13 protein-coding genes are annotated in these 17,152 nt (G+C 60.2%); 6 read left to right on the top strand and 7 right to left on the bottom strand.

The window, feature by feature from the left end; all coding sequences use genetic code 11:
- Positions 1 to 133 precede the first annotated feature (133 nt).
- From ACLEJQ_RS02410 to ACLEJQ_RS02380, 7 genes are all read right to left on the bottom strand, one after another.
- Positions 134 to 1,096 carry a WD40/YVTN/BNR-like repeat-containing protein gene (locus ACLEJQ_RS02410; protein WP_440791820.1) on the bottom strand — a complete coding sequence of 321 codons (963 nt, stop codon included), beginning with the start codon at positions 1,094 to 1,096 and terminating at the stop codon, positions 134 to 136.
- Positions 1,097 to 1,106: 10 nt separating this feature from the next.
- Positions 1,107 to 3,521 carry an efflux RND transporter permease subunit gene (locus ACLEJQ_RS02405; RefSeq protein ID WP_440791818.1) on the bottom strand — a complete coding sequence of 805 codons (2,415 nt, stop codon included), beginning with the start codon at positions 3,519 to 3,521 and terminating at the stop codon, positions 1,107 to 1,109.
- Between the two features lie 8 nt (positions 3,522 to 3,529).
- Positions 3,530 to 5,176, bottom strand: a complete 1,647-nt coding sequence (locus ACLEJQ_RS02400) for a DUF1302 domain-containing protein (protein ID WP_440791816.1) — start codon at positions 5,174 to 5,176, stop codon at positions 3,530 to 3,532.
- Between the two features lie 24 nt (positions 5,177 to 5,200).
- Positions 5,201 to 6,622, bottom strand: a complete 1,422-nt coding sequence (locus ACLEJQ_RS02395; protein ID WP_440791814.1) for a DUF1329 domain-containing protein — start codon at positions 6,620 to 6,622, stop codon at positions 5,201 to 5,203.
- A gap of 468 nt (positions 6,623 to 7,090) precedes the next feature.
- Positions 7,091 to 7,738: a hypothetical protein gene (locus tag ACLEJQ_RS02390; RefSeq protein WP_440792119.1), complete on the bottom strand. Its 648-nt coding sequence runs from the start codon at positions 7,736 to 7,738 to the stop codon at positions 7,091 to 7,093.
- A 155-nt stretch (positions 7,739 to 7,893) separates the two neighbouring features.
- A complete protein-coding gene (locus ACLEJQ_RS02385; RefSeq protein ID WP_440791812.1) occupies positions 7,894 to 8,109 on the bottom strand; it encodes a hypothetical protein in 216 nt (71 codons plus the stop codon).
- 185 nt (positions 8,110 to 8,294) lie between these two features.
- Entirely contained in the window at positions 8,295 to 9,182 is an 888-nt protein-coding gene (locus ACLEJQ_RS02380) for a phytanoyl-CoA dioxygenase family protein (protein WP_440791811.1), read from the bottom strand.
- Positions 9,183 to 9,561: 379 nt separating this feature from the next.
- Between ACLEJQ_RS02380 and ACLEJQ_RS02375 the strand changes: the two genes are divergently transcribed.
- The 6 genes from ACLEJQ_RS02375 to ACLEJQ_RS02350 all read left to right on the top strand — a co-directional run bounded on the left by ACLEJQ_RS02375 (position 9,562) and on the right by ACLEJQ_RS02350 (position 17,120).
- Positions 9,562 to 10,143: a TetR/AcrR family transcriptional regulator gene (locus tag ACLEJQ_RS02375; protein WP_440791809.1), complete on the top strand. Its 582-nt coding sequence runs from the start codon at positions 9,562 to 9,564 to the stop codon at positions 10,141 to 10,143.
- Positions 10,144 to 10,524: 381 nt separating this feature from the next.
- Entirely contained in the window at positions 10,525 to 12,051 is a 1,527-nt protein-coding gene (locus ACLEJQ_RS02370) for a flavin-containing monooxygenase (protein ID WP_440791807.1), read from the top strand.
- Positions 12,048 to 12,923 (top strand): alpha/beta fold hydrolase, encoded by an 876-nt coding sequence (locus tag ACLEJQ_RS02365; protein WP_440791805.1) that lies wholly within the window; start codon positions 12,048 to 12,050, stop codon positions 12,921 to 12,923. Before ACLEJQ_RS02370 ends, ACLEJQ_RS02365 begins: the two co-directional genes overlap by 4 nt.
- A gap of 192 nt (positions 12,924 to 13,115) precedes the next feature.
- The gene (locus tag ACLEJQ_RS02360; RefSeq protein WP_440791803.1) at positions 13,116 to 14,273 is read left to right on the top strand and encodes an iron-containing alcohol dehydrogenase; all 1,158 of its coding nucleotides are present in this window, start codon (positions 13,116 to 13,118) and stop codon (positions 14,271 to 14,273) included.
- A gap of 12 nt (positions 14,274 to 14,285) precedes the next feature.
- Positions 14,286 to 15,617: an APC family permease gene (locus tag ACLEJQ_RS02355; RefSeq protein WP_440791801.1), complete on the top strand. Its 1,332-nt coding sequence runs from the start codon at positions 14,286 to 14,288 to the stop codon at positions 15,615 to 15,617.
- A gap of 78 nt (positions 15,618 to 15,695) precedes the next feature.
- Positions 15,696 to 17,120: a gamma-aminobutyraldehyde dehydrogenase gene (locus ACLEJQ_RS02350; protein ID WP_440791800.1), complete on the top strand. Its 1,425-nt coding sequence runs from the start codon at positions 15,696 to 15,698 to the stop codon at positions 17,118 to 17,120.
- Positions 17,121 to 17,152 lie beyond the last annotated feature (32 nt).

Below are 17,152 nucleotides of genomic sequence, written 5' to 3'. Positions count from 1 at the left end.
AACTCCCCCGCTGGCTTGTCTACCTGAAGGTGCGACGATCACTCAAATGCCCAGCCAGGCAAGGAGGCCAGGCATCGGTTTGCGATGCTTGGCCTCTGGGCCGATGGCCGGTAGACACCTCCCGGCCAGCCCTTCATTCTGGATGGGGCATGACCCCACGACGTGAAAACAGAACCGGTATGCCATCGGCGTTGAACAGCGCCGCCGTCAGCGAGAGGCCGTCAGCCGACTGCATTTGCTCGAAACTGTGCCCACCATCACTGCTCTGAACCCTGAACCCGTCCAGGCCGACCGCCAGCACTTGAGCGCCCGCTACCGCGACGGCAGTGACAGAGCCCTTGCTTTGAGTGGGTACTCTGCGAAAACGCTTGCCATCGGCAGAGCCCTGCAACAGGGTGCCACGCTGGCCACCCAGCAGCAGACGTCCATCGGCCAGTACCGCGCCCGACCACAGGGTGCCTTCGTAACCGGTGTCCAGGTAACGCCAGTTTTTCCCGTGGTCGTCGGAACGCAGCACCTGCCCATGCTCGGCGGTGGCGTAAAGCGTGCCGCGGCCGTCGGCAAACAGCCCTATCAGGTTAAGGTCGGCCCGCGTGGCCCCGGGCGGTGCGTGAACCGCCTGCTCGGCCCACGTCCGGCCCCCATCTTCGGTGGTCAGCACCAACGACCAGAGGCCTACCGCAACGCCCTGCCGGGCATTGAAAAAGTGCACGGCGAACAGGGGCCGGTCTTCTTCGGTGGACAGCCGCTGGATCTGCCAGGATTCTCCGCCATCGGTAGTAGCCAGGATCGCGCCCCAGTGACCTACCGCCCACCCGCGCCTGGCGTCCACGAACGACACCCCCGTCAACGGAGTGGACAGCGGTACCGAGCGTGCCTGGCGCCATTGTTTGCCCTGGTCATCGGACAGCAACACAACACCGTGGTCGCCAACGCCAACCATGCGTTCCCCGGCCCAACCAGCGGCCAGGACGGTGGCCTGCGTGGCGTTGCTCACCTGTGCGGCCGGCACTGCTTGCAACGGCGCAGCACGGACAGATATTAACGGCAATGCGGCAGCGAGTAAGGCCGCGGTAAATGAAATCCTCAATTTCATGCTTGTCTCCTCAGTGCAGCAGCGCGCCGATCAGGCGCACGGGGCGCTTGCGCGGGAACACCCGCTCCAGCCAGACGGCGAAAGCGGGCAGCACAGTCATGGCCATGACCATGTTGACGATGAACATGAAGGCCAGCAGCTTGCCCATGTCGGCCTGGAACTTGAGCTCCGAGAACGCCCACGTGGCAACGCCGACTGCCAGGGTGATGGCGGTGAAAATGGTCGCGACGCCCACCTCCAGCAACGCGTACTCGACGGCCTTGGTGATCGACTGACCATGGGCCTGGTGCAACTGCAGACGGTTGTAGATGTAGAAGGCGTAATCGACGCCAATGCCCACCGCCAGCACCATCACCGGCAAGGTGGCAATGGTCAGGCCGATCTGCAGTTCCTTCATGAACCAGTAGCCAATGAACGTACCGATGGTCAATGGCAGGCAGCACACCAGGACCGCTCGCCAATCGCGATACACAGCGAAAACCAGCAGTGCGATGGCGGCATAGACGTAAAGCAGCATCGGGGTTTCGCTTTTTTCCACCTCTTCGTTGATGGCGGCCAGGACACCAGCATTGCCTGAGGCGAGGCGAACCGAAATGCCCGGCATCGGATACTCGCTGCGCAGCGCCTTGGCGGCTTCCACCACCCTGTTGATGGTCGTCGCCTTATGATCGGCCAGGTACAGGTGCACGGCCGACATGCTGCAGTCGGTACGCATCAGCCCGGGCGTGCGCGCAACCTCGGTGGCCAGCGCGGCGTAGTTCATCGGGTCAATGGGTACGGCCGCCATCTTCGGGTTGCCTTCGTTGTAGCCCTCGTTGAACTGGCGCATGGTGGTGGAGAAGGACGCGACCGAGAGGACGCCGGGCACCCCCTGCATCGCCCACACGAAGCGATCCTGGTATTGGCCCAGGGCAACATCCTCACAGGCCACTTGACTGTCTTGCCCAGCGGTATCTCGATTGACTTCGAACACCACGCTGAGCCAGTCCAGACCGATGTCGTAGTTGCTGGCGATGGCGACGGCGTCGCGATTGAAGCGCGAGTCTTCGCGCAACTCTGGCGCACCCGCCTGCAGCGTGCCAACGACGCGGTCATGGCTTTGCCAGAACGCGACCAGAAAGACCACCAGGGCCACGCCCAGCACCCACTGCGCCCTGCGCGGTTCGGCGAGACGAGCCAGGCCTCGTAGCCAGCGGGACCGGCGCTGTCGGGAAACTTCCTGCGCGGCCGCGTACTTGTCATCCACGCGCAGCAAAGACGCCATCAACGGCAGCATCACCAGGTTGGTGACGATCTTGTAGGCGACGCCAAGGGATGCAGTGATTGCTAGCTCCTGCACCATCGGAATCGGGATCAACAGCAGCGTCACGAAGGAAACCAATGCGGTCACCAGCGCCAGGGTTCCAGGGATCAGCAAGCCGGTGAAGCTTGAGCGCGCCGCCGCTTCGGCGCTCTTGCCGATCGCGATCTCGCGAACGATGAAGTTGATTTGCTGCACGCCATGGGAGACCCCGATAGCGAAAACCAGGAAGGGCACCAGGACCGCCAGCGGGTCCAGGCCGTACCCCAACAGGCGCAGACTGCCGAACTGCCAGACCAGCGAGGCCAGCGAACAGACCAGCGCCAGCAAAGTGAAGCGCAGCGAGTGGCAATACCAGTACACCGCTCCCGCCGTCAGCAGCAGCGCCAGCAAACAGAACTCCAGCACGGCTGAAGCGCCGTCTGCGATGTCGCCGATCTGCTTGGCGAACCCGATGATCTGGATTTCGAATGCGTCATCCTCGAATTGCTGGCGGATCTCCTTCTCCAGCCTGTGGTTGAACGCGACATAGTCCAGATGGTCGCCATTGGCATCGAACTCATTGAGCTCTACCGTGATCATCGCGCTGCGCTGATCACGAGAAACCAGCGTGCCGATGAAGCCGCCCTGGGCTGTGGAGTCGGCAATCGTCGCGATGGTCTGGTCGTCCAGGTGCTCCGGGGAAACCGTACCCGGTACCAGCGGATCGGCGCGAAAACCTTCTTCGGTGATTTCATTGACGAAGGCATTGGGTGTCCACAGAGAACGCACACTGCTGCGCGACACGCCCGGCAGGAAGGTCAACGCCTGGGTGACGTCATACAGGCGCTTCAACCCTGCGGCGTTCCAGATATCGCCCTGTCGGGCCTTGACCACTAGAGTCAGGCGGTTCGCCCCCATCAGGTCGTTGCGGTAGGCCTCGAATGTCTTGATGTATTCGTGGCCGACCGGCAATTGCTTTTCGAAACCGGCATCCATGCGCAGTTGCACGGCGAACCAGCCCATGAACAACGTGAACACCGCCAGGCTCGCCAGCACCAGCCTACGATGCCCGAACAACACACCCTCGACGCGTGACAACAGGCCACGTGCCGGGGCTTCAGATAGTTTTACAGAACCGTTCACGGCAGGCCTCACAAGGTGCGGGAGATCGCGATGCCGACATAATCGCGGTCACGATACAGCTGGTCATAAGGCGTATCGCCACCCATGAACTTTGCGTAGTTGAGGGAAACCTGCCAACTGGCTGGGTTTCGTACGAAATTCAGGTAGAGATTCATGCTGCTCGCGTCCTCGGTGAAGGTGGCGCTGAGGTTCGGCGTTCTGCCTCCCAGGGAGCGCGAATAGAAGGCACCTGGGGTGACCTGCCACCCTGGCAGCAAGGTGCCGTCATAGGTCAGGCTGAAATCGAGGTTGATACCTGATGAGGTCTTGTCGCCCCGAGGTTTGGGCGCTGTCGCGGGGTCCAGTTGCCAGGTATTGAGCCCTGCGGCGAGCGGCTCGCCATTGACCTTGTCATGCAGCCCTGGGTACTTGATGACCACCAACTCGGTCAGCAAAGTGCCCGTGCTGGCTGCGGTGAAATCGAGGAACTCCGGGGAGTTCGAAGGCGTGAAGCTGTAAAGGCCGGTGAGGTGCCACTGGAATTTCTTTTCGTCTTTCCAGCATTTGCCGCCATTGCCGGAGCACAGGTCGATGGCCGGGTTGAGCATGACGGAGTCCTTCGGTCGGTACGAAAGCTCCGTACCGACAGCCCAGTCACCGACCGGCATGTTCGCGCTGATGCCATACATCATCCGGTCTTCCTGATATTCCCAGGTCGGGGCCGCGGCGAAGGTATTCGGGTCAAGAATGGCGACGCGCAATGACGGCAACTTGTCGTGATAACGCATCACGTAGAGACCGTAGTTGATGTCGCTGTCCTCCGGTTGCCAGCGTAGCGAAAGACCCCACTGGCCGCTGTCGCGGGCTTGCTTCTCGGAGAACCCGTAGTCCCCCCTGCCCTCACCCAGCGCGTTGTTGGTGGACCAATAGCTGCCCACCGGCGGCAACTCGCTCTTGTTCCAGCGGAACTGATAGTAAGCCTCGACATTGACGCCCGAACCCAGGCCCGAAGCGACACTGAGCATCGGTGCCGGCAACACGGCCTCCTTGAGCTGCACACCGGGGCGCGCCAAGGCCTGGTAGTCGTAGGCGTTGGTATTGTTGATACCGCCGGCCACGAACAGGCTTTCGCCCCAGTTGATCACTTGGTTACCCAAGCGTGCTCGCACCCGCTGCTCGCCCACGTCGAAACCTTTGCTCACCCACAGGTCCAGCAGACGAGCCTTGAAGGCGAGGTCCTCGCGCGCGTCGTCACTCAACCCGTTGCCGCCTACGCGCTCAGGGGTGTTGAACGACAGCGTGCCGGTGGTATCGGTGGCGGCGAAATCGCGGATCCAGGTGCCACGAGCCATGAAGGTGACGTCTTCGGGCATCTTCAGCAACAGCTCATGGGTACCCTTGAGATAGTTGGTGAACAGGTCGCCGCGGTCGTAGTTCAGATCGCCCTGGTCAGCCACGCCGGAGCTTTGCGCCAGACAGCCGGAGGGTACGTTGTGCCCGGTTGGCCCCTGGTTGATCAGGTTGCAGCCCCGCGACTCGGTGCGCACACCCAAGCCAGCGCTGATCGTGGAGTCGAAGGAGCCATTGAGGGTTTCGGTTTCAAATGTGAACCCCATTGCCAGCGGGGTTGCGCACACGATGGCAAGGCCTGACGCTTTAGATATTATTTTTTTCATGTTGCCTCTCGATCTGGCGTGGGCTTAACGCTCGCTGATGGCACGCAGGTTGTCAGAGGTGAAGAAGTCGCGTTTCAGGCGAGGGTTGCCGCTGTCTTCGGTGAGCCAGCGGATATCGTTCTTGCCCGCGCCGATGGTGGTCATGTCGAAGAGGTAACGGCTATCGACCAGGTTGTACTGGACCTGCGCCTGCACGTCGCACGCACCGGTCTCGTATACGGGGATCGAGAACCCTTCACGTACTTTCCAGATCTGCCCCTGCTTGTCATAGTCAACGGCCAACAACGGGTTCCAGCTGTCCTCGTCGACGTAGAACAGGCGCTTGGGCGCCTGGTGGCGCATGCCCTGGCGAACATTGGCCTCGACGACCCAGACGCGATGCAGTTCATAGCGACGCGATTGCGGCGCGATGGAATCGTTGCCGGCGAAGGTTTCCACCTTGGCTGTGGTGTCATAGGCACCAAAGGCGTTGTATGGCACCAGCAGTTCCTGCTTGCCGATCAGTTTCCAATCGAAGCGGTCCATGGCGCCGAAGAAGACATTCGCTTCGTCGACGGTGTACTGGTTGTCGAGCCCGATCTGCGGAGCGTCGTAGGAATAAGACGGCATGCGCCTCACCCGGCGCTGACCGGGAAAGTAGTAGAACGTCGTGGCCTGCTCGCCGGCTACCGATGTCTGCACCCCAGCCTGGCCGGCCAGCGCCGCTGGCTCCTGGTAACTGGAGAACGTCGCGTTCTCCAGACGGCCAACGGACGAAAACAGTGCATTGCCTTTCTTTCCCCACGGCGTGAAAAAGAAGGTGTCGGTCGACTGGCGCAACCATTCCCCCCCTTTGCGCGGCGAAATTCCTGAGATGCTTTTCGGAATTTCGACACCTACACCGCGGTAGCGCATTTTCATGTTCCACATGACCTGCGCGCCGGTGGTCGGGAGAGGAAACGGGATGCCTGGGACATGGGCCTCTTCGAGAGCAAGCCCGGTGGCGTCGAGCTTGGCGAAACCAACGTTCTGCCGAGTATTCTCAGCTACGAAATCCGGTACGCCGCAGGTTCGGCGGGTTGGGTAGACGTCCATGCGGTAACCCGGGATTTTCTTGAACAGTTCGAGCTGAGCTGGGGACAGTTGGCTCGCGTGCTGCGCCACAGTGCTTGAGTCGATACTGTAGAGGGGTTTGTCGCCCTTGAACTTCCAATGCTCACCGCGCACCTGTCCATAGCTCCAACCCTCCCCTTGCGGCTCCGGAGTTCTCCAGGCCGGGATATTGCCGCTTGAATTTGCGGCCACCTCGCCGCCCAGCGGCGTCAGCTTCGAACCCAACGCTTCGGTCCCCTGGGGCGCAGCCTGTGCCGAACAGATCGCGGTCGATACCGCGAATGTAGCCAGCAGCTGCCTGAAAATACGGCGGGCGGGCACGTCGACTTCCTGCCATGTAGATACTTCTTTCATTAGAGGCTCCTCGAACAAAGGGCCTGCACTGGCTACCCGACCTTCCCATGGAAAGTGGCGCCTACCGCAAGCTGATCACCTGACATGATCAACTGACCATGTCAGGTGATCACAAAGCAAGCGACATGCCAGAAGTTCTCTTAGGGTGATTAAGTCAGATAAATCAGTTAGTTAGTCGCTAGTAGCGATTTAAGTTCAGTCAGTATTTTTAAGTTAATGGGAAGTAAAGGAACAGGTGTTACCCCTAATTGCCCTTCCATGGCGCGCCGGTTAGTTATCCGCGCCCCTGACAATTCGTCGAACTTGCTGCGACAGGTTTAACTTTTTCACTGCATGTGCCAATCATGAAAATGGATCATCATTTCCAATAAAAAAACCGCCCCTGGAGGCGGTAAAGAAGCAGGGCCAGGGCCCGACTTGGAGTTTTAGATCAACGAAACACCTTGATACGTAGCCCCTCTGCTTGATCTAACGACAGACAAGCAATGCCTCAGTTGAGTTGTTTCTAGAACGCTGAAGTGCACCATAAGCATAAAACGACTGAGCAATCGAGTACGACCATGTCAAGAAAGCAAAGGTCATGAATACCATCTTTGTGTCGTCACCCGGAATTGGAAAGAAATCATATCGCAAGGCTATCGTCAGTCCAGCCACACCACTCAGGGTAGTGGCAAACGCATGCACAAGCTCTCTGGCCCGGACCAGTAGCCAAACAAAATAAGCCAGGTACGCCGTGTAAGCCAACCACATCACCACGTAAAAATATGGGAGAAGCGCTTTGAATGAACTGGATAGGAAGTAAACGGCTGCGACCGCAAAACCAGCCAAGAACAATATGATGTCACTCGTCACGGAAGGCTTGTAACTATGCGTTACGGCCATCAAACCAAGCGTTGCAATAATAGGAATTCCAATTCCTCTGGAAAAGGCATCGAGATACATGGCGACATTATAATTAGCCAACCACCCCGTAACGATAAAAACCATGAAATTCGTTGCCGATATTCCTACGATCAGAAACTCTCCGCCAATCAGATAGTTTCTTCGCCTGATGAATGCCACCCCATAATATAGACCGCAGCTCATTAGCAGCACACAGGCGGCCAGGACACTCACTTCTATAAGTTCCACGATAACAGCCTCTGTCAATAAGGTCGCGTCGTTGTTCTGCACTTGTCCGTAAGACAAACGTCTGATTAGCGTGCGTGCTGAGTTATTTGACCTGCGTCAGTCATTGCGCTTGTACGAGCAGGTCAGAATCCCTGCCGTAATCAGCTGGCCAAAGACCTCAGGTCGCTATCAATTTTGTCTAGCGCGTCTTGAGAAATCAGCCCGCCGGAATATTTCGCCGCGGTTACCAAAGCAAAACCCCGGACCATGCCGATCTGCGGATGTTTATTGATACCGGGCAAGTGTTTTTCGAGGACTTGGCTTGTATTGACGTTGTCCAGCAACTCACCCACTTTCGATTCGATTGAGTACGCCATGTACTGTCTCCTTGGTTGTGCCCTGTCGGGCAGAATTCAATACGCGGCAGACTGCACGAACTCTGAAAACAGAGTCCCCCATCCATGCCGCTGCGAAATTTCAACAACTCCAACCACTGCGGGCTGAGTGATATTTCCATGAAGCGTTGCACCCAACATGGGTCGCTTCATGGCAGCTCAAGATGTCAGAACCCTTTTCCCGGCTCGGAAAAAGCAGGCATGTCCAAGAGCGCTTGCGGGTCTCGCATCTGGCCATCGATCTCCACCCAGCCCAGCAACGTGGAGCTCACACTCCAGCCCAGCAGGCGTTGCATTTCTGCGGGGAGCTGGCGCACCCGCTCAATGGGAATGGACAGGAAGTGATTTTCTTCGAGGCGCAGGATGGCCAAGTCGTACGCCATGGTCAGGCCAGTACGAGGGGACGACGTGGTATTGGCGCCACCGCCGTGATAGACCGACCCCAGCCACAGCAGCGCAGAGCCAGCCTTCATCTCGGCGGCGATGGTTTCTTCCTGGGTCGGCATGCGCTCGTCATCCCATTGGTGACTGCCCGGAATAACGCGCGTGGCACCGTTCTGTTCGGTGAAGTCCGAGATGGCCAGCATGATTTGCAGGCGGGCCTCGCGCCCGAACTGCGGATGTCGCCACAGCGAGGTGGCATCGTCGCGGTGCAGCGGCTGGAGGCCTTGCCCCGGCCCGATCTGAATGGCCTGGGTAATACTGAGTTGGATGTCAGGCGCCATCTCGATGCGGTCGCTGCCCACCCAGACATGGGTAGGTGTCTGCAGGATCTGCTTCGCTGCCCCGAGGAACAACGGGTTTAGTGCAACCTGCACTGCCGTATCGCTTCGCCCGATGATGCGAGCGACACGCCGGGTTTGCGTGCCTGCGAAATAAGGGTCCTCTCCGCAAGGCGTGGCATTGAGGTAGGTGTCCAGCTCTTCGGTGAGGCACTTGAGCGTCTCCGGCGAGACGAAATCGGCAATGATGACCCCGCCGTCGCGCCGAATGATTTCCACCACCTGTTCGACCGACGCATCACCGCTGACTGTCGAGAGTTTTCGTGTATCCATCTGCCTTCTACCTGTCTGGTTTTATCATTGTTCTATCCAACGAGCCTGGGCAACCGGCTCGTCCGACCGGGCGCCAATCACCACTGCCCCGCTTCTAGCGCTACCAAGGCCGGGTATCAGCTGCTCGGCGAGGTCATGATTCATGAATATGGTCATTTGATCAAGTCGTTTGATCTTAAATTTTCCAACGGCACCGTCGCGACGTCCGTCAAGGTGAGATCCGGCGTTCAACCTCCCTCCTGACACCGGCTGCGGCCCCGCGAAAGGAATGGGGTTCATCGGCTCATCTCGTGGATCGGGAAAAGACTTTGCGATAGCATTCGTCACCGCCGACGCCGGACCCGGCGGAGGGTGCAACGCCGAAAGGGGAGAACGCTGAATGGCTCGGATAGGCGCGGAAGAGCGCAGGCAGGATTTCATTGAAGCGACCATCAAGGTGATCGCGGAACACGGCGTAGCCAACGCCACGACGCGACGCATCGCGGCGGCGGCAGGTTCGCCGCTGGCCTCGCTGCATTATGTTTTTCACACCAAGGAAGAGTTGTTCTATGCGGTCTACGAGTCCCTGATCAACATGCCGCAGCAATCGCTGCTGCATCCTCCGGCAGGCGCCAACCTCGCGGAATCGGTCGGGGAAATGCTGCGCCAGTTGGTCAAATGGTTCATCGCACATCCCGAACGGGCCATCACCCAGTTCGAACTCTTCTTCTGGAACCTGCGCAACGACCCGGAAATGGCAGCGAAGATCTATACCGTTTCTATCGAAGCGACTCAGCAGGCCGTCCAGAAGGCGACTGGCGATGCGCTGGATCAGACGGCACTGATCACCGTCAGTCGACTGCTCATCAACCTCTTCGATGGCTTGCTGCTCGCCTGGACCGCCCACGGCGATCCCGAGCGCCTGGAAGCTGAGACCGAGACCGCCTGCCAGGCGGTCAAGCTGCTGGTGGCCAGCTACTGAGACGCCATCCGGATGTGCCGTGCTCCGATGTGACACGGCAATCCGACGATTCAGTTCATAGCCAGGCGAACTGCCGCATCCTGCCGCGCGCATCTCTTGCCAAACCGCTTTCATGGCGACTCGAAGTCCTTGAGTCGCCTGGCGTGAAATGCCCCTCCCAAGTCACGCAGCCCAGATAGCCGCTTCTACTCCCCTCGCCTGATTACGGCTTCAGCGACAGCGGGTGGAGGTCAGCGTCTTTGCGAGCGGAAAGTTTAAATCGTCCCAAATAAATTACTTCGAGGTGCATTTTGCACCTTGCCTCGACCTATCGATCCCATCATCATGGTCAAATGATCAAGTCATAAGATCAGTCTCTATAACACAATAATAGGAGGCACTATGTCCTCGCACACTGCTCTTCCGGTGGAGCCACTCGATATATTGATCATGGGAGCCGGTGTGTCTGGCATCGGCGCGGCCGCGTATCTGCGCCGCCATCAGCGCCACAAGACGTTTACGATTCTCGAATCCCGTGAACGAATGGGCGGCACCTGGGACTTGTTTCGCTATCCAGGCATCCGTTCCGATTCGGACCTGTACACCTTCGGCTTCGACTTCAAGCCCTGGACCAAGGCGAAATCCCTGGCGGACGCCGCAGACATTCTCGAATACCTGCGTGAAGCGGTCGACGAGTATGAGCTGGCGTCTCTCATCCAGTACAAGCAGAAAGTCGTCTCGGCGAACTGGCAATCGGACAAAGGCTTGTGGGCAGTGCGGGTGCAGGACGGTCATACAGGGCAAGTCCGCATCATCGAATGCCGCTGGCTGTTCAGCGCGGGCGGATACTACCAGTACGAGCAAGGGTTCAGCCCGCGCTTCGAGGGGACCGAACAGTTCAAGGGACAGATCGTCCATCCGCAACACTGGCCGGAGAACCTGGATTACACGGGCAAGCGTGTCGTAGTGATCGGCAGCGGCGCGACAGCGGTGACCCTGATCCCGGCGATGGCGGATAAAGTTTCCAGCATCACGATGCTGCAGCGTACGCCTTCCTACATTATCAACCAGCCCGCCAATGATGCGGTTGCGGCGTTTCTGCGCAAGGTCCTGCCCGAGCAGGCCGCTTACTCCCTGACGCGCTACAAGAACGCCAGGATTACCCTGGCCTTCTGGGCTTTCTGCCAGCGCTTCCCCAAGCTCTCACGCAAACTGCTCCTGTGGCTCACGCGCAAGGAGCTGCCGAAAGACTATCCGGTCGACGTGCATTTCAATCCGCCCTACAACCCTTGGGATCAGCGCTTGTGCACGGTTCCCGAAGGCGATCTGTTCAAGGCGATAAGCATGGGTAAGGCTGACATCGTCACCGACCATATCGAGCGTTTCACCGAATCCGGCGTGTTGCTGAAGTCCGGCAAAACGTTGGAAGCAGACATCGTGATTACAGCCACAGGGCTGAATGTGCAGATGTTCGGAGGAATCAGCCTGTACAAGGATGAAAAGCCTGTGGTGCTGAGTGAGACCCTGGCCTACAAAGGAACGATGCTCTCCGGTGTACCCAACTTCGCGTTCGCGGTGGGCTACACCAACTCCTCCTGGACCCTGAAAGTCTGCCTGCTGTGCGACCACTTCTGTCGCTTGCTGGGCTTCATGGACAGCCACGGCTACAACGTCTGCGAGCCCCAGGCGCCAGAGGGGATCGAGACCCGCCCTCTGCTGGATTTCGGTGCCGGCTATGTGCAACGCGCCTTGGACAGCATGCCGCGCCAGGGGCCCAGCGAGCCCTGGGTGATGTCGATGGATTACTTCCGCGACGTCAAACTCCTGCGTCGTGGCACTGTGGCCGACAAGTGCCTGGGGTTCTCCTCGGTACCCAGCGCGCCCTTGCGCGCGCAGGTCGAACTGCAGCAACAAGGTAGCGGTCAATGAGCACCGATCGCTTCTGCGAACTGCCAGGCAAGCGCACCCTTTGCTATCGCAGCCACGGGCCTGAAACGGCGCCTGCGGTCATCCTTATCGTCGGGCTGGGGTTGCAGTTGATCTATTGGCCACAGCCGATCATCGCCGGCCTTGTCGAGCAAGGGTTTCGCGTCATCACGCTGGACAACCGCGACTCGGGTCGGTCTTTCTTCACCAACGTCGTGCCTCCCACGTCGATGCAGCAATTCTTGCGCAAGCGCACCCCCGGCTATGACCTGGGAGACATGGCCACTGACGTGATAGGCCTCATGAACGGCTTGGAATTGGAAACCGCGCACGTGGTGGGAATGTCGATGGGCGGCATGATTGCCCAGACGCTCGCCGCCCGTTTCCCACAGCGGGTCAGGACCCTGACTTCGATCTTCTCGACCACCGGATCACTGCGCGTAGGTCAGCCCGCGTTCAAGGCTATTCGGCAGTTACTGCGCCGCCCGCCGCGCAGTGAGCAGGAAAGCCTTCGCGACTACCTGGACATCATGCGCCTGATAGGTTCGACCCTCGAGTGGAATGAGCCCGGCTTCCGGGAGTACGCCCTATCGGCCTGGGAACGAGGCGGTGGCGAGGCCGGCAACATCGGCACCGCCAGGCAGATCGGCGCAATCATCAATTCCGGCGACCGCACCCAGGAACTGCAGCGGATTCGTTGCCGCACCCTGGTCATCCATGGCGACAACGATCTCATGGTCGCCACCAGCGGCGGGTACGCCACGGCGGCAGCGATCCGTGGATCCAGCCTGGTGCTGCTGCCCGGGATGGGACACGACTTCCCGCCTTGCTTGTCCGGCACGCTGCTGTCCCTGCTGGCAGGGCACATGCGCTAGCGCAATCACTCTTTTAGGGGCGTGTTGCTTGGCCGCCCCTCTTTTTATTCCACGAGGCTTCGCGCAACACGATTCACCCACCCACAAAATAACAATATTCCAGCTTCAAACACGCCTGCGCTGCTACCACGGCCTGGCGCAATGCTCCTCCACTGCCCTTCGACAATGACAACAACTGAGCAAGAGGTATGTATGGAATTCAAGTTTTTACTCCCCACCAGAATCGTGATGGAACCTGGCCTGCGCGAGCGCACGGGCGAACATCTGCGGGAACTCGGGCTGACGCGCATCCTGATCGTGACCGATGCCGGGGTGAAGGCGGCAGGTCTGTTGACCAGCGTCTATGCCAGCCTGGAACAGTCGGGCATTTCGTTCGATGAAATCGCGGATGTGAAAGCGAACCCGCGCAGCGAGGACATCAACCAGGCGGCGCAACTGTACCGCGGCAAAGGCATCGATGGCCTGTTGGCCGTTGGCGGCGGCAGCGCGATGGACGCGGCCAAGGCCATCAGTCTGCTGCTGACCCACGAGGGCCGGATCGAAGACTACGAGGGTTCTTTCACCCTTAAGCATGCCATTGCACCTATCGTCGCCATCCCGACCACCGCGGGCACCGGCAGCGAGGTGACCTGTTTCTCGGTGATCACCGACACGGTCCGCCATTTCAAGATGAGCGTTCAGGATTACCGGGTGGGCCCTGTCTTGGCACTGCTCGACTCCCATATCCTCGACACGCTACCCGCGCCGATTGCCGCCGCAACCGGCATGGATGCCCTCACCCACGCCATCGAAGCCTACACCTGCCGCGTGTCGAACCCGATCAGCGACGGCCTCGCACTGCACGCCATCCGCCTCATCAGCCAACACCTCAAGCCTGCCGTGCTGGAGCCTGGCAACCTGCATGCCCGCGAGCAAATGCTGGTGGCCAGCCTGATCGCCGGCATGGCCTTCGGCAACGCGGACGTCGGTAGCGTGCACTGCATCTCCGAAGCCATCGGTGGCATGTACGACACGCCGCACGGCGTGGGCAATGCGATCTTCCTGCCGTTTGTGTTCGGCCATAACCGCGATGCCGATATCACCCGTCACGCACAGGTCGCCTATGCGTTGGGGATCGACCCCAACCTCTCGCCTGTCGATGCCGCCGAGGCGGCTGTCGGCTACCTGTTCCAGATGAGCAAGGACCTGGGTATTCCCCGCTTCGCCGAGGTGAAAGGCGTGTGTGAGGAAGACTTCCTGGCCATCGCTGAAAAGTCGAAGAAGAACTTCTCCGACGGCAGCAATGCCAAGGAGATGTCCGTGCAAACCTACCGTGAAATCGTCGCCACTGCTTACCACTTCGTCGCGTGAGGGCTGTCAGTCATGAGCGGATCAATCCCTGGCGCTTCATTGAAGCGCACCCTGGGCTCGTTTTCGGTGCTGCTGTTCGGCCTGGCGTTCCTGGCCCCGTTGATCGTCTTCGGCACCTATGGCGTGATCACGCAGGCCAGTGGGAACACCACGGCGATGGCCTATCTCATCGCGGCGACCGGCGTGGTGTTCACGGCGCTAAGCTACGGCCGGCTGGTCAAGGTGTTTCCGGTCGCCGGTTCGGCCTACACCTACACCCGCAAGATGCTGAGCGCCAACCTCGGCTTCATGGTGGGCTGGGCGGCCCTGCTCGATTACTTCTTCATCCCGATGCTGATCTGGCTGCTCGGCGCCAGTTACCTCAACATGGCGTTTCCAGAAGTGCCGCAGTGGATGTGGATCACCGGGTTCATCGTCTCCACCTCGCTGCTGAATGTGTTGGGTATCCAGGTCGCCAACCGCTTCAACGTGCTGTTGATGGTCGCGCAACTGGCCATCATCGTCGTGTTCATCGGCCTGTGCATGCACTACATCGTCGCGGTCAACGGCCCTGGCGGACTCCTGTCGGCCAGGCCGTTCTTCAATCAGGACGTGCCCTTCTCTACCAGCATGGCCGGCGCCGCCATCGCCGCGTATTCGTTCCTGGGCTTCGACGCACTGTCCACGCTCAGTGAGGAAACCCATGATCCAGGCCGCACGCTACCGCGCGCCATCCTGCTGGTCGCGTTGATCGGCGGCTCGGTCTATGTCGGCTCTTCGTATTTCATGCACCTGGCGCACCCCTCTCCCATGTTCGAGCTTGTAGACGGGGCTGCCTTCGAGATCGCCCGCATGATCGGCGGCGACCTGTTCTTCGCCGTGGTCCTGGCGGGCATCATCATCGCTCACTTCGCTGCGGGGATGTCGTTCCAGGCCAGCGTGGGTCGGCTGCTGTATGCCCTCGGCCGGGACAACCAACTGCCGCGCAAGTTGTTCGGTGCATTGCACCCTCGCTACAAGACGCCCGTTTTCAACATTCTGCTTTGCGGCATTTTTGGCACCGCCGGTTTTGGCCTGACGATCGCCACCGCCACATCCCTGGTGAACTTCGGCGCTTTTCTCGCCTTCACCGCAGTCAACCTGTGTGCGCTGCGCCTCACGTTCGATGTCCGCGTCAAGGACGGGGCCGGCTTGCTGCGCGGTGTGCTCTTCCCACTCATCGGCCTGGTCACGGCCGGCTGGATGCTCGCCAGTCTGGATAAAGACGCCCTGATCATGGGTTGTATCTGGCTCAGCCTGGGTGCGGTTTATCTGGCGTGCCGGACCAGCTTCTTCCGCTATCCGGTACCTGACGCGCTGGTGTAGCGATCGCCCTTCATTCGAACACTCCGACAACAACCACGGGGCAGGCCTCTGGCGTGCCTTTCAACGGCGAGAATCGATATGCAAACCAAACTTCTGATCAATGGCGCCCTGGTGGCCGGCGAAGGCGATGACCTCGCCGTGTACAACCCTTCCCTGGGCAGTGTCCTGGTGCAGACCGTCGAGGCGAGCCGCGCGCAGGTTCACGCCGCGGTGCAAAGCGCAGATGCGGCGTTTGAGGCGTGGTCCCAAACGCCGCCCAAAGACCGCTCGGCATTGCTGCTCAAACTCGCTGACAGGATCGACGCCCAGGCGCCGGTGTTCGCTCGCCTGGAGGCGGACAATTGCGGCAAGCCATTCACCGCCGTACTGCAAGACGAACTACCCGCCGTCTCGGACGTGTTCCGTTTCTTTGCTGGCGCCGTGCGCTGCCTGCAAGGCTCGGCGGCGGGGGAGTACATCCCGGGCCACACCTCGATGATCCGCCGTGACCCGGTGGGCGTAGTCGCCTCCATCGCACCGTGGAACTACCCGCTGTTGATGGCCGCATGGAAACTCGGTCCGGCCTTGGCCGGCGGCAACACCGTCGTGCTCAAACCTTCGGAACACACCCCGATGAGCACTTTGAAGCTGGGCGAGCTGCTCGCCGAGATCTTCCCCGCCGGCGTGGTCAACATCGTCCACGGCCGCGGCGCTTCGGTCGGTGAACCACTGACCAGCCACGCCCAGGTGCGCATGGTGTCGCTGACCGGCTCCGTGCGCACCGGCAGCCGCATCATCGAAGGCACTGCCGACAGCGTCAAACGGATGCACATGGAGCTCGGCGGCAAGGCCCCGGTGTTGATCTTCGACGATGCCGACATCGATGCAGCCGTTGAAGGCATTCGCGCCTTCGGCTTCTACAACGCCGGCCAGGACTGCACCGCTGCCTGCCGTCTCTATGTGCAGAAGTCGGTCTACCCGGAGTTCGTGCGCAAGCTCGGCGAAGCCGTGTCCAGCATCAAGTGCGGGCTCCAGGATGACCCGACGACCGAGATGGGCCCGCTCATCACCCAAGAGCACCTGGAGCGTGTCGAGGGCTTCGTCAACCGCGCCAGGGAGCTGCCTCACATCGAGGTGGTCACCGGCGGCAAGCGCGCTGCGGGTGGCGGGTTCTTCTTCGAGCCGACGGTGCTGGCCGGCGCCACGCAGGAGGACGAGGTGGTGTGCCGGGAAATCTTCGGCCCGGTGGTGACGGTTTCGCAATTCGAAGACGAAGCCCAGGCACTGGCATGGGCCAACGAATCGGACTACGGCCTGGCGTCATCGGTGTGGACAGCCGATGTCGGTCGCGCCCATCGCCTGGCCGCTCGCCTGCAATACGGCTGCACCTGGGTCAACACCCACTTCATGCTGGTGAGCGAAATGCCCCATGGCGGGGTGAAGCTGTCCGGCTACGGCAAGGACCTGTCGATGTACGGGCTGGAAGACTACACCGTGGTGCGCCACGTGATGTTCAAGCACTGACCGCCCCAAACCCACGTAGCCCAGATCAATTG

Origin of the sequence: Pseudomonas sp. SMV71 (assembly GCF_052042015.1) — a bacterium.
Classification (GTDB): Bacteria; Pseudomonadota; Gammaproteobacteria; order Pseudomonadales; family Pseudomonadaceae; genus Aquipseudomonas.
The sequence above is the reverse complement of the archived record's forward strand: the minus strand, read 5'-3'. Positions and strand labels throughout refer to the sequence as shown.

Excerpts from the sequence above, each read along its gene's own strand:
- ACLEJQ_RS02370 (WP_440791807.1), top strand. The coding sequence starts at position 10,525 with ATGTCCTCGCACACTGCTCTTCCGGTGGAGCCACTCGATATATTGATC.
- ACLEJQ_RS02380 (WP_440791811.1), bottom strand. The coding sequence starts at position 9,182 with ATGGATACACGAAAACTCTCGACAGTCAGCGGTGATGCGTCGGTCGAA.
- ACLEJQ_RS02360 (WP_440791803.1), top strand. The coding sequence starts at position 13,116 with ATGGAATTCAAGTTTTTACTCCCCACCAGAATCGTGATGGAACCTGGC.
- ACLEJQ_RS02385 (WP_440791812.1), bottom strand. The coding sequence starts at position 8,109 with ATGGCGTACTCAATCGAATCGAAAGTGGGTGAGTTGCTGGACAACGTC.
- ACLEJQ_RS02395 (WP_440791814.1), bottom strand. The coding sequence starts at position 6,622 with ATGAAAGAAGTATCTACATGGCAGGAAGTCGACGTGCCCGCCCGCCGT.
- ACLEJQ_RS02365 (WP_440791805.1), top strand. The coding sequence starts at position 12,048 with ATGAGCACCGATCGCTTCTGCGAACTGCCAGGCAAGCGCACCCTTTGC.
- ACLEJQ_RS02375 (WP_440791809.1), top strand. The coding sequence starts at position 9,562 with ATGGCTCGGATAGGCGCGGAAGAGCGCAGGCAGGATTTCATTGAAGCG.
- ACLEJQ_RS02400 (WP_440791816.1), bottom strand. The coding sequence starts at position 5,176 with ATGAAAAAAATAATATCTAAAGCGTCAGGCCTTGCCATCGTGTGCGCA.
- ACLEJQ_RS02355 (WP_440791801.1), top strand. The coding sequence starts at position 14,286 with ATGAGCGGATCAATCCCTGGCGCTTCATTGAAGCGCACCCTGGGCTCG.
- ACLEJQ_RS02350 (WP_440791800.1), top strand. The coding sequence starts at position 15,696 with ATGCAAACCAAACTTCTGATCAATGGCGCCCTGGTGGCCGGCGAAGGC.
- ACLEJQ_RS02410 (WP_440791820.1), bottom strand. The coding sequence starts at position 1,096 with ATGAAATTGAGGATTTCATTTACCGCGGCCTTACTCGCTGCCGCATTG.